Below are 18512 nucleotides of genomic sequence, written 5' to 3'. Positions count from 1 at the left end.
TACGGGGGTTACGGAACAGGTGGTCCGGGAGCCATGCAAGGTCCACGAGGACAGCAAGGGTCCGGGGACAACATTCACGAGACTGTCGGCGCCTACGCGCTCGGCATCCTCGACGACATCGAGGCCACGGCCTTCGAGGAGCATCTCGCCTCCTGCGAGTGGTGCGCCCAGCAGCTCGACGAGCTCGCCGGGATGGAACCGATGCTCGCGGCCCTCGCCGACCTGCCCGCCTCGCAGGGCAGCCCGGCCATCGCGGAGTCCCTCTCGGCCCGCCCGAGCCCACGGCTCGCGGAACGGCTCGTGGACGAGGTCGCGGCACGCCGGGCCCAGAAGCGCCGCCGGGGCATGTACCTGGTCGCCGCCGCGGCCGCGCTGATCATCGGCGGACCGCTGACCGTCATGGCGGTCAACGGCGGCAACGACACCGGCACGAACATGCCGCAGGCGCACGCCACCAGCCCGGCCAAGGCCGCCTTCCAGGTCATGACCGACAAGTCGTCGGCCACGGACCCGAAGACCAAGGTCAGCGCCGTCGTCGCGATCGAGCCGAAGGACTGGGGCACCCACGCGGTCCTCCAGCTCAAGAACGTCACGGGCCCCGAGAAGTGCTCCCTGATCGCCGTCGGCAAGAACGGCGAGCGCGAGACGGTCACCTCCTGGTCGGTCCCGGAGTGGGGCTACGGCACGCCCAACGCCAAGACGGAGCAGGCCAAGGAGCCCCTCTACGTCCACGGCGGCGCGGCCTTCGAACCGAACCAGATCGACCACTTCGAGGTCATGACGTTCGGGGGGAAGCGCCTCGTGGAGGTGAAGGCGTGAGCGGACTCCGGGCGCGGACGTAGCCCGGCGGGCCTCCCTTCGCGTACGGTTGACGGCTGCCCAGCACGTCAGAAGGGGGCGCCCGGTGGCCGCTCAGGCTCAGCAGGAAACCGCGCTCGGCTCGGTCCGCACATCCGTACCGGAGGAATCCGTCAAGGACGACTCCGTACGGGACCGTGAGATCGCCGTCGAACAGGAACATCTGGACCGGGTCTACCGGCGCCTCGAGGAGAAGATCCACGAGGCCGAGTTCCTCATGCACGACGCCGCCCAGCGCGGTCACGTCGGCACACCGGGGGCGCTCGCGGAGCGGGACGCCCAGGTGTTCCGCGCGGGAATCCACCTCAACCGTCTCAACAACGAGTTCGAGGACTTCCTCTTCGGCCGGATCGACCTGCTCCGCGGCAAGGACGGCGTGAAGGGTCCCGACGGCGCGTACACCGCGGTGGAGCCCGCCGAGGGCGCGGTCCGCGAGGACAACACCGCCGACATCGCGGAGACGCTCCACATCGGCCGTATCGGCGTCCTGGACGCCGAGTACGCGCCGCTGGTGATCGACTGGCGGGCACCGGCCGCCGCCCCGTTCTACCGCTCCACCCCGGTCGACCCCGGCCGGGTCGTGCGCCGCCGGGTCATCCGCTCCAAGGGCCGCCGGGTCCTCGGGGTCGAGGACGACCTCATGCGCCCGCAGGTCAAGGCCTCCCTCGACGGCCGTGAGCTGCCCGTCATCGGCGACGGCGCGCTCATGGCCGCGCTCGGGCAGGCCCGCAGCCACACCATGCGCGACATCGTGGCGTCCATCCAGGCCGAGCAGGACATGGTGATCCGCGCGCCCGCCGCGTCCGTGACCTACGTCGAGGGCGGCCCCGGCACCGGCAAGACGGCCGTCGCCCTGCACCGGGCCGCCTACCTGCTCTACCAGGACCGCCGGCGGTACGCGGGCGGCATCCTGATCGTCTCGCCGACCCCGCTGCTCGTCGCCTACACCGAGGGCGTGCTGCCCTCGCTCGGCGAGGAGGGTCAGGTCGCGATCCGCGCGATCGGCTCGCTCGTCGACGGCGTGGCCGCGACGCTGTACGACTCCCCGGCGGTGGCCCGCGCCAAGGGCTCGTACCGGATGCTGAAGGTGCTGCGGAAGGCGGCGCGCGGCGCGCTGGAGAACCCGGCCGGCCCGGCACGCGGCGCCGACAACGGCCAGCTCACCTTCGGCGAGCCGGAACAGGCCCCCGCCGGCACCCCCACCCGGCTGCGGGTCGTCGCCTTCGGGCGCCGTCTGGAGCTGGAGTCCGCCGAACTGGACCGGATCAAGCACAACGCGCTCGGCGGGACCGCGCCGGTCAACCTGCTGCGCCCGCGCGCCCGCAGACTCCTGCTGGACGCGCTGTGGGCGAAGTCGGGCGCCGGGACCCGGCACTCGGACCCGGAGCTGGCCGCCGAGCTGCGGTCCTCGTTCGACGAGGACGTCACCTCCGAGGACAGTTTCCTGGCGTTCCTGGACGCCTGGTGGCCGGAGCTGACCCCGCGCGGGGTGCTGGCCGCGATGGCCGACGAGCGGCGCCTCGGGCGCTGGGCGCGCCGGATCCTCAACCCGGGGGAGGTCCGCCGGGTGGCCCGCTCGCTCAAGCGGGACGGGTTCTCCGTGCACGACGTGGCGATGCTCGACGAGCTGGAGGCCATCGTCGGGACACCCGCACGGCCCAGGAAGCGCCGCGATCTGGACCCGCTGGACCAGCTCACCGGTCTGGAGGAGCTCATGCCGGTGCGCGAGGAGACCCAGCGCGAGCGCGCCGAGCGGCTGGCGCAGGAGCGGACCGAGTACGCGCACGTGATCGTCGACGAGGCGCAGGACCTCACGCCCATGCAGTGGCGGATGGTCGGCCGGCGCGGCCGGCACGCCACCTGGACGGTCGTGGGCGACCCGGCCCAGTCCTCGTGGTCCGATCCCGACGAGGCGGCCGAGGCCCGGGACGAGGCGCTCGGCACCCGCCCCCGGCGCCGCTTCACCCTCACCGTCAACTACCGCAACCCAGCGGAGATCGCCGAGCTGGCCGCCAAGGTCCTCGCGCTCGCCATGCCGGGCTCCGAGTCCCCGTCCGCCGTACGGTCCACGGGCGTCGAGCCCCGCTTCGCGGTCGTACGGGACTCGCTCGCGCAGACCGTGCGGGCCGAGGCCGCCCATCTTCTCGACCGGGTCGACGGCACCGTGGGCGTCGTCGTCGCCATGAACCGGCGCGAGGAGGCCGCCCGCTGGCTCACCGGGCTCGGGGACCGCGTGGTGGCCCTGGGAAGCCTGGAGGCCAAGGGCCTGGAGTACGACGCGACCGTGGTCGTCTCGCCCGCGGAGATCGCCGACGAGTCGCCCGCCGGACTGCGGGTCCTGTACGTCGCCCTGACCCGGGCCACGCAGCAGCTCACCGTGGTCTCCAGCGACCGCGACGAGCCCGACGCGGACGGGGTGCCCGACCTCCTGCGGGACTGACGGCCCCCGCGCCGAAAAGAACTCCCGGGACGGGAATTGCTCCACGGGAATCCTTTGTTACCTTTGACGTGACACCGGCCCGATCCAAGCCCCCGGGCCCAACCTTCGTCGCTACGAGCGACCACTTGCCGCGAGGCGAGCATGGCGGGTCGGTGTCATTGAACGTCGTCCTTCACCGAAGGACCTGGAGAGGCCCACGTCATCCGTGACGTGGGCCTCTTTCGTCCCCCGGCCGGTCCCCCGACCCTTGCGCGCGGCGGTCGCCCCTCTCTCGTACAGTGGAATCCGCTTTCCGAAGAGCGAACCCCCGGCGAACAAAACGTTCGCAATCCGGGGCGACTACCGCGTACTCGGTGGTAGGTGCGACGATCGGACGGCACAAAGCAGTGACTCGGTGAAAGCAGAGGAAGTCGGCCATGGCAACGGCGCCCAGCGTCTCCTACTCGATGACGGTCCGGCTGGAGGTGCCCGCGAGCGGAACCGCGGTATCCCAGCTCACGACGGCCGTGGAGTCCAGCGGAGGCTCGGTGACCGGCCTCGACGTGACCGCGTCCGGCCACGAGAAGCTCCGGATCGACGTCACCATCGCGGCGAGCTCCACCTCGCACGCCGACGAGATCGTCGAGCAGCTCCGGCGGATCGAGGGCGTGACGCTCGGCAAGGTCTCCGACCGTACGTTCCTCATGCACCTCGGCGGCAAGATCGAGATGCAGTCCAAGCACCCGATCCGCAACCGTGACGACCTCTCCATGATCTACACCCCGGGTGTGGCCCGGGTGTGCATGGCGATCGCCGAGAACCCCGAGGACGCCCGCCGCCTCACCATCAAGCGCAATTCCGTTGCGGTCGTGACGGACGGCTCCGCGGTGCTGGGCCTCGGCAACATCGGCCCGAAGGCCGCGCTGCCCGTCATGGAGGGCAAGGCGGCCCTCTTCAAGCGCTTCGCCGGCATCGACGCCTGGCCGCTGTGCCTGGACACCCAGGACACCGACGCGATCGTCGAGATCGTCAAGGCGATCGCCCCCGGCTTCGCGGGCATCAACCTGGAGGACATCTCCGCGCCGCGCTGCTTCGAGATCGAGGCCCGGCTGCGCGAGGCCCTCGACATCCCCGTCTTCCACGACGACCAGCACGGCACGGCCATCGTCGTCCTCGCCGCCCTGACCAACGCGCTTCGTGTCGCGGGCAAGGCGATCGGCGACATCCGGGTCGTCATGTCCGGCGCGGGAGCGGCCGGTACGGCCATCCTCAAGCTGCTCATCGCCGCCGGGGTGAAGAACGCCGTCGTCGCCGACATCCACGGCGTCGTCCACGCCGGCCGCGGCGACCTCGTCGACGCCGCCCCGGACTCCCCGCTGCGCTGGATCGCCGACAACACCAACCTCGAAGGCCTCACGGGCACGTTGAAGGAGGCCGTGCGCGACGCCGACGTCTTCATCGGTGTCTCCGCCCCGAACGTGATCGACGGGGACGACGTGGCCTCGATGGCGGACAACGCCATCGTGTTCGCGCTTGCGAACCCCGACCCCGAGGTCGACCCGGCAATCGCCCGCCAGACCGCGGCAGTTGTGGCCACCGGCCGCTCCGACTTCCCCAACCAGATCAACAACGTCCTGGTGTTCCCGGGTGTCTTCCGTGGCCTCCTGGACGCCCAGTCGCGTACCGTCAACACGGACATGATGCTCGCCGCCGCGGCCGCGCTCGCGAACGTGGTGACCGAGGACGAGCTCAACCCGAACTACATCATCCCCAGCGTCTTCAACGACAAGGTCGCGGGCGCGGTCGCCGGGGCCGTGCGTGACGCGGCGAAGGCGGCGGGGGCGACGGACGCGGCCAACACGAGCGCGTAGCACGGGTCGAGCCGGGCCGCGAGCCCGTGCCGTACCGGCCGATGTCCCGTCTGTGACGGGCGCCACGACCGCCCGGAACCCGGCGCGTCGCGGAACGCGGGGCCAGTGGCCGCCTCTAGGGTGGCGGCCAGGCTCAGGCCTCGCAGGGGCCTCTTCGTGTGACCCCCAAGGGTGTTCGTGTGACTCCCAGGGGTGCCGGATTGGCTTTCCCGCCGCAGGTGGGGGCAGGATGCGTCTTCGGGCGCGACGGTCTGGCCACGGACCCGGGTCCGGGAGCCGACCGAGGACCCTGGCAGCATCGGCTTCACTGTGCCCGATATGCGGCTCCGCCGCCTGGCACGCCTCAACAGCAAGAAGAACACGGGAGTAACAACATGAACCGCAGTGAGCTGGTGGCCGCGCTGGCCGACCGTGCCGAGGTGACCCGCAAGGACGCCGACGCCGTTCTGGCCGCTTTCGCCGAGACCGTCGGCGAGATCGTCGCCAAGGGCGACGAGAAGGTGACCATCCCCGGCTTCCTGACCTTCGAGCGCACCCACCGTGCCGCTCGCACCGCGCGCAACCCGCAGACCGGCGACCCGATCCAGATCCCGGCCGGCTTCAGCGTGAAGGTCTCCGCGGGCAGCAAGCTCAAGGAAGCCGCCAAGGGCAACTAGTCCCGGCGCCCGTACGTTCCCCTCGGACGCGGGACGCGGGAGACGTACGAAGCCCAGCAACGCCAATGGGGCGGCCCTTTCAGGGGGCCGCCCCATCGGCGTACGCGGGCGAGCCCGCGAAGGTATGTGGCGTACGTGACCGGGAACGCCCGCGTACGTGGCGTACGCGGGCGTTCTCGCCGAAGTGCTAGCCGAGCGCCTTGCCGGGCAGTTCGACCTTCGCGCCGAGGGCGATGAGCTTGTCCATGAAGTTCTCGTAGCCGCGGTTGATCAGGTCGATGCCGTGGACGCGGGACGTGCCCTGGGCCGCCAGCGCCGCGATCAGGTACGAGAAGCCGCCGCGCAGGTCGGGGATGACCAGGTCGGCGCCCTGCAGCTTCGTCGGGCCCGAAACGACGGCGGAGTGCAGGAAGTTGCGCTGGCCGAAGCGGCAGACCGAGCCGCCGAGGCACTCGCGGTAGAGCTGGATGTGCGCGCCCATCTGGTTCAGCGCGGACGTGAAGCCCAGCCGGGACTCGTACACCGTCTCGTGGATGATCGACAGGCCGGTGGCCTGCGTCAGGGCCACGACCAGCGGCTGCTGCCAGTCGGTCTGGAAACCGGGGTGGACGTCCGTCTCCAGCGCGATGGACTTGAGCTGCGAGCCCGGGTGCCAGAAGCGGATGCCCTCGTCGTCGATCTCGAAGGCGCCGCCCACCTTGCGGTAGGTGTTCAGGAACGTCATCATCGACCGCTGCTGGGCGCCGCGGACGTAGATGTTGCCCTCGGTCGCCAGCGCCGCGGAAGCCCACGAGGCGGCCTCCAGGCGGTCCGGGAGGGCCGCGTGGGTGTAACCGCCGAGCGAGTCCACACCGGTGATGCGGATCGTCCGGTCGGTGTCCATCGCGATGATGGCGCCCATCTTCTGCAGGACGCAGATCAGGTCCTCGATCTCCGGCTCCACGGCCGCGTTCGAGAGCTCCGTGACACCCTCCGCGAGGACCGCGGTCAGCAGGACCTGCTCGGTGGCGCCCACGGACGGGTACGGAAGCTGGATCTTGGTGCCGCGCAGCCGCTGCGGGGCCTCCAGGTACTGGCCGTCCTCCCGCTTCTCGATCTTCGCGCCGAACTGCCGCAGCACCTCGAAGTGGAAGTCGATCGGCCGGCCGCCGATGTCGCAGCCGCCGAGGCCCGGGATGAACGCGTGGCCCAGCCGGTGCAGCAGCGGGCCGCAGAAGAGGATCGGGATGCGCGACGAGCCCGCATGGGCATCGATGTCGGCGACGTTCGCGCTCTCGACGTGCGAGGGATCGAGGATCAGCTCACCGGGCTCCTCACCCGGACGGACGGTCACACCGTGCAACTGCAGCAGCCCGCGTACGACACGGACGTCGCGGATGTCGGGGACATTGCGCAGCCGGCTCGGCCCGCTGCCCAGCAGGGCGGCGACCATGGCCTTCGGTACGAGGTTCTTCGCACCGCGGACACGGATCTCGCCCTCAAGCGGGGTTCCGCCATGGACAAGCAGGACATCGTCGTTGACGGTCATGTATCTCGCGTTCCGATGAGTTGGGCAGGTGTGGGTCGTCGGCAGGCCGGTCGTACGGGAGCCGAACAGCAAGGGTAATGGGCGCCCGCCCCGGCGCAGTAAGCCCGAGGAGGACTCAGCTCTGTCATAGCTTGGCCACAACACGAGCCGTCCCGGGCCGGGCACGGGGGGTCACCGGCGCCGCCGTGCGCGGGCGACGCTTCGTTGCGCCCTGAGCTGCATTCACTCCCGTACGCGCATTGGCTCCCCACATGAAGGGAATGTGCGGGATCATGTCTGGCATGACCGAGGTGTCCTCGCTCACAGGGCGGCTGCTCGTGGCCACGCCCGCCCTGGCGGACCCGAACTTCGACCGCGCGGTGGTGCTGCTCCTCGACCACGACGAGGAGGGCTCCCTCGGTGTCGTCCTCAACCGTCCGACGCCGGTCGGTGTCGGGGACATCCTGGAGAACTGGGCCGGACTGGCCGGGGAACCGGGGGTCGTCTTCCAGGGCGGCCCCGTCTCGCTGGACTCCGCGCTGGGGGTGGCGGTCATCCCGGGCGGCATGGCGGGGGAGCGTGCGCCCCTCGGCTGGCGGCGGGTGCACGGCGCGATCGGTCTCGTGGACCTGGAGGCCCCGCCCGAACTGCTGGCGTCCGCCCTCGGCTCCCTGCGCATCTTCGCCGGATACGCGGGCTGGGGACCGGGCCAACTGGAGAACGAACTGGTCGACGGCGCCTGGTACGTCGTCGAGTCCGAACCCGGCGACGTCTCCTCCCCGGCGCCCGAACGCCTGTGGCGCGAGGTCCTGCGCCGCCAGCGCAGTGAGCTGGCGATGGTCGCGACGTACCCCGACGACGCCTCCCTCAACTGACCGGCGCACCGGCCCCGGTGCCTTCCGCCGTTCGTGCGCGGCCCTTCCCTCAACTGATGGCTGCGAGCCCCAGTACCCTTGGCTTCATGAGCACTCTTGAGCCTGAGACCCAGCCCCAGCGAGGCACGGGGACGGGGACCCTCGTAGAGCCGACGCCGCAGGTGTCGCACGGCGACGGGGACCACGAGCGCTTCGCCCATTACGTCCAGAAGGACAAGATCATGGCGAGCGCGCTGGACGGCACGCCCGTGGTGGCGCTGTGCGGCAAGGTGTGGGTGCCGGGCCGCGACCCGAAGAAGTACCCCGTGTGTCCCATGTGCAAGGAGATCTTCGAGTCCATGGGCGCCGGTGGCGGCGACCAGGGCAAGGGCGGCGACAAGAAGTAGCGCCGGGCTCCGGCCCCGGCGCGGTACGCCGCGCAGACCGACCACGGCCGCGACGCCCCCGGCGAGGGGCGGCGCGGCCGTGTCGTGCGCGGGGCGCTCCCGGAGCGGTCGTCTCCTGCGGGGGCGGGCTGTTTTTCACAGCGGTCCGCGATCACAGAGTGGTGTAGACCTCTTGTCGGCGGGTCCCGGTACTCCTTAGCCTCCGGAGTGTTGTGCGATGCGAAACCGTCATTGCGCATGCCGCAACACGCTCTGGCTGGAGGACGCCCGTTGAAGCCCAGTGCTCCCGGATCGCCGTGGCGCGGACGGTGACCACCCCACCTCCGGCCGACACCGGACCCCTTGCGGCCGACCGTTCCCCGCAACCGAGCGGCGCCGCCCTCCGGCGGACCCGCGCCCTCCGGCAGACAGGCGCCCTCCATCGGCAGGGCACTCTCCGGCGGGCCGGTGGCTCGCGGCCGGCCGGTGCCCTTCGGCAGGCAGGCACCCTTCGGCAGGCTGGTGGCTCACGGCCGGCCGGTGCCCTCCGGTGGGCCAGTGGTTCGCGGCCGGACGGTGCTCTCCGGCAGACGGGCGCTCTCCCGCGGGCTGGTGCCCTCCGGCGGGCCGGTGGCTCGGGGCCGGACTGTGCCCTCCGGCGGACCGGCGCTCTCCGGCGGACCGGCGCCCCCCGGTGGGCCCGTGTCTCGCGTCCGGGCGGTGTCCTTCGGGGAGGGCTTTCCCCGGGCTCCTGGGGCGGCGGGAATTCGTCCGTCAGTTCCCCGGGCGTCTTCTCCGGGCGGACCGCGCCGCCGTCGTCGGCGCGCACGGCGGATTTCCCCCGGCACCGCCACCGCGACCATTCCGGTTCCGATTCCGGAGCGGCTCACCAGTCGTCTTCCGGGCGGTCCGGACGATGCCCCGCACGGCGCCGGCGGACCCCTCTTCCCCTTGCCGCCCGACTCCGGCCCACCGAAGTCGGGCGGCCCCGCACGGTCCCGATGCCGCGCGGTTTCACCGGCCCCGTCGCGGATGCGCGGAAGGCCTCGGGAAACCGGCCGGGCGGGCCGCGCGCGATTTCCCCGGGCGGATCACTTTCCCGCCCGGCCACACCCCGGTCCACGGCCTCCGGGGCGATTTCCCGAACTCGCCGGACGGGTCCGGGAGTCCGACCGGACGGTATGGCGCCCGCCTTCCCGGCGGCCATTCACGTGCCGGTCCTCCCCACGCCGATCTTCCTCATACGGCTCCTCTTCGTACGCGAACCCAGTGACCCGTCTCCGGCCCCGGCGGCGGTAAAGGACTGAAGGACGGATGGACATGAAGGACACGGGCCTGATTCCCGCTCCCCTCGTCGTCGAAGGCGCGGCGGAAGGACGGTTCACGCTGGACGCGGACACCGTCCTGTGGGCCGCGCCGGGCACGGACACCACCGCGCGCTGGCTCGGCGCGTCCCTCGGCGCCGCGCTCGGCCTGCCCCTGCGACCTGGGCCGCGGGACGCTCCGCGCGCCGTACGCCTGCTCCTCGACGACACCCTGGGGCCGGAGGCCTACCGGCTCGCCGTCGGCGACGACGGTGTCGAGATCCGCGGCGGCGACGCGGCCGGCGTCTTCTGGGGCGCCCAGACACTGCGTCAACTGCTCGGCCCCGACGCATTCCGCCGCGCCCCCGTCCGTCCGCGGACGGCGTGCGAAATCCGGCACGGAGTCATCGAGGACGCGCCCCGATTCCGCTGGCGCGGTCTGATGCTCGACGTCTCACGGCACTTCATGCCGAAGGAAGGCGTCCTGCGCTACCTCGATCTGCTGGCCGCGCACAAACTCAACGTCTTCCACTTCCATCTCACCGACGATCAGGGATGGCGTGTTCAGATCAATCGCTATCCGAAGCTGACGGAGATCGGCTCCTGGCGGGCGCGCACCAAATTCGGCCACCGGGCCTCGCCGCTGTGGGACGACAAGCCGCACGGAGGCTTCTACACCCAGGACGACATCCGGGAGATCGTCGCGTACGCGGCCGAGCGGCATATCGCCGTCGTCCCCGAAATCGACATCCCCGGCCACTCGCAGGCCGCCATCGCCGCGTATCCGGAACTGGGCAACACCGACGTCGTCGACACGACCTCCCTGACCGTCTGGGACAACTGGGGCGTCTCCAAAAACGTACTCGCCCCCACCGACAACACCCTGCGCTTCTACGAGGGGGTGTTCGAGGAACTCCTCGACCTGTTCCCGGCGGACCCGGACCGCTTCCCGGAGTTCTCCGGCTTCTTCCACGTCGGGGGCGACGAGTGCGCCAAGGACCAGTGGAGGGAGTCGGCCACGGCGCAGGCGCGCATCCGGGAACTCGGGCTCGCCGACGAGGACGCGTTGCAGGCCTGGTTCATCCGGCACTTCGACAACTGGCTGTCCGCGCGCGGACGTCGGCTCATCGGCTGGGACGAGATCCTGGAGGGCGGTCTGGCGCCGGGCGCCGCGGTCTCGTCGTGGCGCGGCTACCAGGGCGGGGTCACGGCCGCGCGCGCGGGCCACGACGTCGTCATGTGCCCCGAGCAGCATGTGTATCTGGACTACCGTCAGGCCGCGGGCGAGGACGAACCGGTGCCGATCGCCTATGTGCGCACTCTGGAGGACGTCTACCGCTTCGAGCCGGTTCCGCCGCAGCTCACCGAGGCCGAGGCGCGGCACGTGCTGGGCACGCAGGCCAACGTGTGGACCGAGGTGATGGAGGACCACGCGCGCGTGGACTACCAGGCGTTCCCGCGGCTCGCCGCCTTCGCCGAGGTCGCCTGGAGCCGTCTGCCGGCCCCCGGGGATCGGGACTTCGCCGGCTTCGAGCGGCGGATGAACGCCCACTACGGGCGGCTCGACGCCCTCGGCGTGGCCTACCGCGCGCCCTCGGGTCCGCGGCCCTGGCAGCGGCGGCCGGGCGTGCTCGGACGCCCGATCGAGGGGGCGCCCCCGAACGTGTGAGACCGCTCACGGTCGCCCGGCTCCGGTGCCCGTGTCCCGGAGCCGTTGCACCACAAGGAAAAATGGCCCCCAAGGGTCACCGAAGAGTGATAATCGGCTTCCACCGGTGATGCCGTGCGAAAACAGGCCATCTCCCTGGTGAGACGGGCGAATGCCTCCTAGCGGACCCCCGCGTCGAGGGCCCGGGAAGATGTGCCAGAGTTGCCACGTCCGCCCTGTCAGCACGTACCGTACGGCAGCACAGGTGGGACCAGGTGGGGCAGCGGGAAGGGGCAACCGGTTTGACCACGCACGCACCGCAGACGGCGCAGGCCGTGACGCTGCCCGTCTCGCTGGACGAGGCGGTGGCGGCGCTGTCCGCCATGCCCACGGCCGTTCCGGTGGCAGGCGGCACGGACCTCATGGCCGCGGTCAACTCCGGACAGCTCAGGCCGGCCGCGCTCGTCGGCCTCGGCCGGATCACCGAGATCCGCGGCTGGCAGTACCAGGACGGCCACGCGCTGCTCGGCGCGGGCCTCACGCACGCCCGCATGGGCCGCCCCGACTTCGCCGCCCTCATCCCGGCGCTCGCGGCCGCGGCGCGGGCGGCCGGACCGCCGCAGATCCGCAACGCCGGCACCCTCGGCGGCAACATCGCCACGGCCGCCCCCACCGGGGACGCGCTGCCCGTACTGGCCGCACTGGAAGCCACGCTGATCATCGCGGGGCCGGGCGGCACCCGGCGCGAGATCCCCGTGTCGCATCTGCTCGCCGGCGTGGACATGCTCCGCGGCGGAGAACTCATCGGCTACGTCCGCGTGCCGCTGCTGCACGCGCCGCAGGTCTTCCTGAAGGCCACCGGCCGCACCGGACCCGGGCGCGCCATCGCCTCCGTCGCCGTCGTCCTCGACCCGGCCAGGCGCGGCGTGCGCTGCGCCGTCGGCGCCATAGCGCCGATGCCGCTGCGGCCGCTGGACGCCGAGGCCTGGGTCGCCCAGCTCATCGACTGGGACAACAACCGCGCGATCGTCCCCGAGGCGCTGAGCGCGTTCGGCGAGTACGTGGCCGCGGCCTGCATCCCGGATCCCGTCCCCGCCGAGGACGGAACCCTCACACCGCTTCCGCCCGCCGTACTGCACCTGCGGCGCACCGTCGCCGCGCTGGCCCGACGAGCACTTGGAAGGGCACTGTCGTGACCGACGACCAGCACGAAGAGGGCGCTTCGCGCGGCGGGAGCCGCTGGGACCCGCTGCCCCAGGGCGACTACGACGACGGAGCCACCGCCTTCGTCAAGCTCCCCGAGGGCGGCATAGAGGCACTGCTCGCGAGCCGGGAGCCCCTCGCCGCGCCCGGACACGGCTACGTGCCCCCGCAGATCGACGTGACGCCCGCCCCCGCCGAGTCCGCCGACCCGGCCGCCGGCGGCACCTGGGCCGGTCGGGGCGGCGACGGGCAGTGGCCGGATCCCGACACCGCGCGGCAGGCCGGCGCCCACGACGACCGCTTCACGTACCACCCCGGTTCCACCGGACAGTGGCAGTTCGACGACGGCTCCGGCCAGGCGCAGGGACCCGGGCACGACGTGACCGGGCAGTGGTCGATCCCGGTGGCCGGAGGCGACCTCCCGGACGAATCGGGCGAGTTCACCACCTCGGCACTCGTCGAGCAGTGGGGCGGCACCCCGCCCGCCACGCTCCCCGGCGGCGCGGCCGCGCCCTGGGCCGGCGAGATCGGACAGCCCTGGACCGCCGAGGCCCACGAAACGGCCGCTGAGGCCCCCGCCGGACCCGCGGGGCATCCCGGAGTCGAATCGCCCGCGCGAGCCGCCCAGGAGGCCGCACAGGCGGCTCACGAGGCCGCCGAGCCCGCCGCCGACCCCCGTCCGGTGACCGCAGGGACGCCCGAGGCGGCCGAGCCGGATCCGGCGCACGAGGCCGCCGTGACGGCCGACGAGACCCTGGACGCGGACCTCCCGGCCCCGACCGGACACGACGATCACCCCCTGGCCTCCTACGTCCTGCGCGTCAACGGCGCCGACCGGCCGGTCACCGACGCCTGGGTCGGCGAGTCGCTGCTCTACGTGCTGCGCGAGCGGCTGGGCCTCGCGGGCGCCAAGGACGGCTGCTCGCAGGGCGAGTGCGGTGCCTGCAACGTCCAGGTGGACGGCCGGCTCGTCGCCTCCTGCCTGGTGCCCGGCGTCACGGCCGCCGGCAGCGAGGTGCGCACCGTCGAGGGCCTGGCCGCCGACGGACAGCCCTCCGACGTCCAGCGGGCGCTGGCCAGGTGCGGTGCCGTGCAGTGCGGCTTCTGCGTCCCCGGCATGGCGATGACCCTGCACGACCTGCTGGAGGGCAACCCCGCGCCGAGCGAACTGGAGACCCGCCAGGCCCTGTGCGGCAACCTGTGCCGCTGCTCCGGCTACCGCGGTGTCCTGGACGCCGTGCGCGAGGTCGTCGCCGAACGCGAGGCGCACTCCGCCGCCGCGGCCGAGGCCGAGGCCGCCCCCGAGGCGGACGAGGCCCGCATCCCGCACCAGGCCGGCCCCGGCGCCGGCGGCATCCACCCCTCCGCCTACGAGGACGGCGCCGCCTACGGAGTACCGGCACAGCACGACCAGCCGTACGGCCAGGACGGAGGCCAGGCGTGACCAACCAAGCCGCGACCGCGACACCGGCGGTGCCCGAGACGGGCCCCGAGCCCGTGCCGCACGGGCTCGGCGTCTCGCTGCCCGCCGCGGACGACCGCGCCAAGACCGAGGGCACGTTCCCCTACGCCGCCGACCTGTGGGCCGAGGGCCTGCTGTGGGCCGCCGTGCTCCGCTCGCCGCACCCGCACGCCCGCATCCTGTCCATCGACACCAGCCACGCGCGCGAGATGCCCGGCGTGCGCGCGGTCATCACGCACGAGGACGTGCCCGGCACCCCGATCCACGGCCGCGGCAGAGCCGACCGCCCGGTGTTCGCCTCCGACGTCGTACGCCACCACGGCGAGCCCATCGCGGCCGTCGCCGCCGACCACCCGGACACCGCCCGGATGGCCGCCGCCGCCGTCATCGTCGAGTACGAGGTGCTCGAACCGGTCACCGACCCGGAGCACGCCTTCGAGGCCGAACCGCTGCACCCCGACGGCAACCTGATCCGGCACATCCCGCTGAGCCACGGCGACCCGGACGCGGTCGGCGAGGTCGTCGTCGAGGGCCTGTACCGCATCGGCCGCCAGGACCCCGCCCCCATCGGCGCCGAGGCCGGACTCGCCGTGCCCCGCCCCGACGGCGGCGTCGAGCTCTACATCGCCTCCACCGACCCGCACAGCGACCGCGACGCGGCCGCCGCCTGCTACGGCCTCGAACCCGCGCGCGTGAAGGTCGTCGTCACCGGTGTCCCCGGGGCCACCGCCGACCGCGAGGACCAGGGCTTCCAGCTCGCCCTCGGCCTCCTCGCCCTGGCGACCGGCTGCCCGGTGAAACTCACCGCCACGCGCGAGGAGTCCTTCCTCGGCCACGCCCACCGCCACCCGACGCTGCTGCGCTACCGCCACCACGCCGACGCCGAGGGCAACCTCGTCAAGGTCGAGGCGCAGATCCTGCTCGACGCGGGCGCCTACGCCGACACCTCCGGCGAGTCGCTGGCCGCCGCCGTCTCCTTCGCCTGCGGCCCGTACGTCGTCCCGAACGCCTTCATCGAGGGCTGGGCCGTCCGCACCAACAACCCGCCCTCGGGCCACGTCCGCGGCGAGGGCGCCCTCCAGGTGTGCGCCGCCTACGAGGCCCAGATGGACAAGCTGGCGAAGAAGCTCGGCGTCGACCCCGCCGAACTGCGCCTGCGCAACGTCCTGGCCACCGGCGACATCCTGCCCACCGGCCAGACGGTGACCTGCCCGGCGCCCGTCGCCGAGCTCCTCCAGGCCGTGCGCGACTACCCGCTGCCCGCCCTGCCCAAGGACACGCCCGAGGACGAGTGGCTGCTGCCCGGCGGCCCCGAGGGCGCGGGCGAACCCGGTGCCGTACGCCGCGGTGTCGGCTACGGACTGGGCATGGTGCACATGCTCGGCGCCGAGGGCGCCGACGAGGTCTCGACCGCCACCGTCAAGGTCCACGACGGCGTGGCCACCGTGCTCTGCGCGGCCGTGGAGACCGGCCAGGGCTTCACCACGCTGGCCCGCCAGATCGTCCAGGAGACCCTGGGCATCGACGAGGTGCACGTGGCTCCCGTCGACACCGACCAGCCGCCGGCCGGTCCGAGCTCCCGCGGCCGGCACACCTGGGTGTCCGGCGGAGCGGTGGAGCGCGCGGCCAAGATGGTCCGCACGCAGTTGCTGCAGCCCCTGGCGCACAAGTTCGGCATGTCCACCGAGCTGCTCCAGATCACCGACGGCAAGATCACCTCGTACGACGGGGTGCTGTCGACCACGGTCACCGAGGCGATGGACGGCAAGGAGCTGTGGGCGACCGCGCAGTGCCGCCCGCACCCGACCGAACCGCTGGACGAGAACGGCCAGGGCGACGCCTTCGTGGGCCTCGCGTTCTGCGCCGTCCGCGCGGTGGTCGACGTCGACATCGAGCTCGGCTCGGTACGGGTCGTGGAGCTGGCGCTCGCCCAGGACGTCGGCCGGATCCTCAACCCGGCGCAGCTCAAGGCCCGCATCGAAGCCGGCGTCACCCAGGGCGTGGGCGCGGCGCTGACCGAGAACCTCCGGACCAACCGCGGTCTGGTCCGCCACCCCGACCTCACCGGCTACGCCCTGCCGACCGCCCTGGACGCGCCCGACATCCGCATCGTCAAGCTCGTGGAGGAGCGCGACGTCGTCGCCCCCTTCGGCGCCAAGGCGGCCAGCGCGGTGCCGGTCGTGACCTCGCCCGCGGCCATCGCCTCCGCCGTCCGCGCGGCCACCGGGCGGCCGGTCAACCGGCTGCCGATCCGCCCGCAGGCGGCCGTGGTGACGGCCTCGTGACCGAGCGGGAGCACGCGTCCGGCGAACCCTCGCCGGACGGCTCCGCCCCGCCGCTCCCCGGCGCCGACGCCGGGCCGCGCTACGAACCCGCGCCCGGCGTGGGCAAACTGCTGCTCTGGGTGCTGCTGTTCGTACTGGCGGCCCTGGCCGTCGTCCTCGGCGGCGTCTACTTCACCTGACGCCCAGGGCTTCATCCCGCGGCCACGGCTTCACCCCGTGCCCACGGCTTCATCCTGCGACCAGGGCTTCATCCTGCGACCAGGGCTTCATCCTGCGACCAGGGATTCATCCTGCGCCCACGGGTTTCGTCCTGCGGCCACGGCTTCTCAAGCCGTCCGTCGTGGCGTCCCGTCGACGTTTTCCCGACCGGCTTCGGTCCGTCCCGGCGCGTCCCTGGCGTTGTCAGTGGGGCGGCGTATCGTTCTGGCTCGTGGGGAACTGCCGTGGCACGAACGGCCGTTCCCCTCGGGGGAAGCACGGAGCGTTCACATGCGCGGGGGAGCCATGAGTACGACTGACATCGAGGTCGGCGGCACGATCACATTGTCCGAGGACGAGCTGGATCCGTTCGTCACGCACGCGGCCACCCGGGACCGGCTCACCGGCCCCGGACTGCCGCGGGACGACGCGCTGCTCGCGTTCGGCGCCCTTCGCGAGCACGGCCTGCGCACGGTCGCGGACCTCGCGGGCGACGCCGACAAGCTCGCGGAGGAACTGCGTGACCAGCTCGTCGTCGGAGCGCTGCGCAGCCTCGACCGGGACCTGGAGTCGATCCTGCTCGACGGGACGACGGGCGCGGTGTCCTCGGCGTACGTCCGGCCGAACCCCGCCCACCTGGACCTCGCGCCCCTGGCGCCCTCCCTGGACGCCCTGCTGCGCTTCGCGGCGGCCACCGAGGAACTGACCCTGTCGCGGGGCCGTTCCGGCCCGTTCGGCCCGAAGGCGGTCGCGCAGGTGTCGGACCGGCTGAGCGCCGTCTTCGCGGACGCCACCGGTGAGGACGTCCCGCCGTACTGGCGGATGGCCGCCCTGATCCGCCCGCTCGCCCGGATCGCCGGACCCGGCGACGGACTCGTCCTCGGCCTGCCGAAGCGGCTGCTGGACGAGGAGTTCGGCGCGGGCGGGATCATGCGCTTCGAGGACGTCGACTTCCCGCCCGCCCTGACGCACGAGCCGACCCGCCGCTTCCTGCGGGAGTCGGGCCTGCCCGAGGACGGCTTCCTGTTCCAGCTCGACACCGAGATGCCCCTGGCCGCCCTCAGCGAGTACTACGCGGACGAGGGCCCGGACGCCTTCTCCGCCGCCCTGCTCCCGGTCGCGGCCGGGAGCCTCATACGCCTGGGCCACCTCCTGGAGGACACGAGCCTGGTGCTGGACGGCACCACGGGCGCGGTGCTCGCCTGGAGCGAGCCGGACCTCACCCTGCGCCCGCTCAACGCGGACATCTCCACGCTGGCGTTCACCCTGTGGCTCCTCCACCGCGAGAAGACGGTGGACGCGGTCCACCACCTGAGCGACTCCTACGAACAGCTCGCCGCCACCCTGACCGAGACCCTCGCCACCGTCGATCCCGGCGCCTGCGACCGGACCCCGGCCCTCCCCGGCGACGACGGCCGCCGCCGCTGGCCGGAGATGTTCGAGGACCGCTCGGCCGGCATGCTGTACGCCTGACGGCTCCGGCCGCCGCAGCGACCGCGGTGGCCTCGGCGGCCCGGGCGGTCCCGACCGCCCGGAGGGACCGTGCCGCCTCGAAGGAGAACGGCCGCCTCGAAGGAGTGTGGCTGTCCAAAGCAGAACGGCCGCCCCTGAACGGGACGGCCGACCTCCGCGCGGAGACCGTGGCGGGATTCGAACCCACGTAACTCGAGTTGCAGTCGAGCCCCTGAACCACTCGGGCACACGGTCGTTCTCAGGTGCGGCACGGCTCACTCGTTCCGAACCTGATAGGAAGACCGTAGGCGGGGTGCCCGAGGGCGCTCAAGGGTTCCGGGGCGCCTGCAACGCGACTGCCACACGCCGTTCACGAACGGCGGGCGGCCCGCCGGGAACGGGGTCGCGT

13 protein-coding genes and 1 tRNA gene are annotated in these 18512 nt (G+C 72.6%); 12 read left to right on the top strand and 2 right to left on the bottom strand.

The window, feature by feature from the left end:
• Window positions 1-33: 33 nt before the first annotated feature.
• The 4 genes from ACFRIC_RS26460 (at window position 34) to ACFRIC_RS26445 (ending at window position 5804) form a co-directional block, all read left to right on the top strand.
• Entirely contained in the window at window positions 34-819 is a 786-nt protein-coding gene (locus ACFRIC_RS26460; protein ID WP_382790232.1) for an anti-sigma factor family protein, read from the top strand.
• Window positions 820-904: 85 nt separating this feature from the next.
• The gene (locus tag ACFRIC_RS26455) at window positions 905-3298 is read left to right on the top strand and encodes a HelD family protein (protein ID WP_382790229.1); all 2394 of its coding nucleotides are present in this window, start codon (window positions 905-907) and stop codon (window positions 3296-3298) included.
• A 416-nt stretch (window positions 3299-3714) separates the two neighbouring features.
• A complete protein-coding gene (locus ACFRIC_RS26450; protein ID WP_382790226.1) occupies window positions 3715-5148 on the top strand; it encodes an NAD-dependent malic enzyme in 1434 nt (477 codons plus the stop codon).
• Window positions 5149-5522: 374 nt separating this feature from the next.
• Window positions 5523-5804: an HU family DNA-binding protein gene (locus ACFRIC_RS26445; protein WP_037619258.1), complete on the top strand. Its 282-nt coding sequence runs from the start codon at window positions 5523-5525 to the stop codon at window positions 5802-5804.
• Between the two features lie 187 nt (window positions 5805-5991).
• Here the strand turns inward: ACFRIC_RS26445 and murA are convergent, their stop codons facing one another.
• Window positions 5992-7332 (bottom strand): UDP-N-acetylglucosamine 1-carboxyvinyltransferase, encoded by a 1341-nt coding sequence (gene murA, locus ACFRIC_RS26440; RefSeq protein ID WP_339129611.1) that lies wholly within the window; start codon window positions 7330-7332, stop codon window positions 5992-5994.
• Between the two features lie 281 nt (window positions 7333-7613).
• Here murA and ACFRIC_RS26435 point away from each other — a divergent pair, with 281 nt between their 5' ends.
• The 8 genes from ACFRIC_RS26435 (at window position 7614) to ACFRIC_RS26400 (ending at window position 18124) form a co-directional block, all read left to right on the top strand.
• Window positions 7614-8186: a YqgE/AlgH family protein gene (locus ACFRIC_RS26435; RefSeq protein WP_382790222.1), complete on the top strand. Its 573-nt coding sequence runs from the start codon at window positions 7614-7616 to the stop codon at window positions 8184-8186.
• Window positions 8187-8272: 86 nt separating this feature from the next.
• Entirely contained in the window at window positions 8273-8572 is a 300-nt protein-coding gene (locus ACFRIC_RS26430; protein ID WP_351861896.1) for a DUF3039 domain-containing protein, read from the top strand.
• Between the two features lie 1299 nt (window positions 8573-9871).
• Window positions 9872-11524: a beta-N-acetylhexosaminidase gene (locus ACFRIC_RS26425; protein ID WP_382790219.1), complete on the top strand. Its 1653-nt coding sequence runs from the start codon at window positions 9872-9874 to the stop codon at window positions 11522-11524.
• 281 nt (window positions 11525-11805) lie between these two features.
• Window positions 11806-12699 carry an FAD binding domain-containing protein gene (locus ACFRIC_RS26420; RefSeq protein WP_382790216.1) on the top strand — a complete coding sequence of 298 codons (894 nt, stop codon included), beginning with the start codon at window positions 11806-11808 and terminating at the stop codon, window positions 12697-12699.
• Window positions 12696-14150, top strand: a complete 1455-nt coding sequence (locus ACFRIC_RS26415; protein WP_382790213.1) for a (2Fe-2S)-binding protein — start codon at window positions 12696-12698, stop codon at window positions 14148-14150. Before ACFRIC_RS26420 ends, ACFRIC_RS26415 begins: the two co-directional genes overlap by 4 nt.
• Window positions 14147-16453: a xanthine dehydrogenase family protein molybdopterin-binding subunit gene (locus ACFRIC_RS26410; RefSeq protein WP_382790210.1), complete on the top strand. Its 2307-nt coding sequence runs from the start codon at window positions 14147-14149 to the stop codon at window positions 16451-16453. Before ACFRIC_RS26415 ends, ACFRIC_RS26410 begins: the two co-directional genes overlap by 4 nt.
• Window positions 16450-16632 carry a hypothetical protein gene (locus ACFRIC_RS26405; RefSeq protein ID WP_382790207.1) on the top strand — a complete coding sequence of 61 codons (183 nt, stop codon included), beginning with the start codon at window positions 16450-16452 and terminating at the stop codon, window positions 16630-16632. The genes ACFRIC_RS26410 and ACFRIC_RS26405 overlap by 4 nt, the downstream gene beginning before the upstream one ends.
• A gap of 325 nt (window positions 16633-16957) precedes the next feature.
• Window positions 16958-18124 carry an SUKH-4 family immunity protein gene (locus tag ACFRIC_RS26400; RefSeq protein ID WP_382790204.1) on the top strand — a complete coding sequence of 389 codons (1167 nt, stop codon included), beginning with the start codon at window positions 16958-16960 and terminating at the stop codon, window positions 18122-18124.
• 162 nt (window positions 18125-18286) lie between these two features.
• Here ACFRIC_RS26400 and ACFRIC_RS26395 read toward each other — a convergent pair.
• Window positions 18287-18358 (bottom strand) — tRNA-Cys (locus ACFRIC_RS26395).
• Window positions 18359-18512 lie beyond the last annotated feature (154 nt).

It is taken from the genome of Streptomyces sp. NPDC056738, assembly GCF_042790435.1.
Classification (GTDB): Bacteria; Actinomycetota; Actinomycetes; order Streptomycetales; family Streptomycetaceae; genus Streptomyces.
Note: the sequence above shows the minus strand (reverse complement) of the source record. Positions and strands in the feature narration are given on the sequence as shown.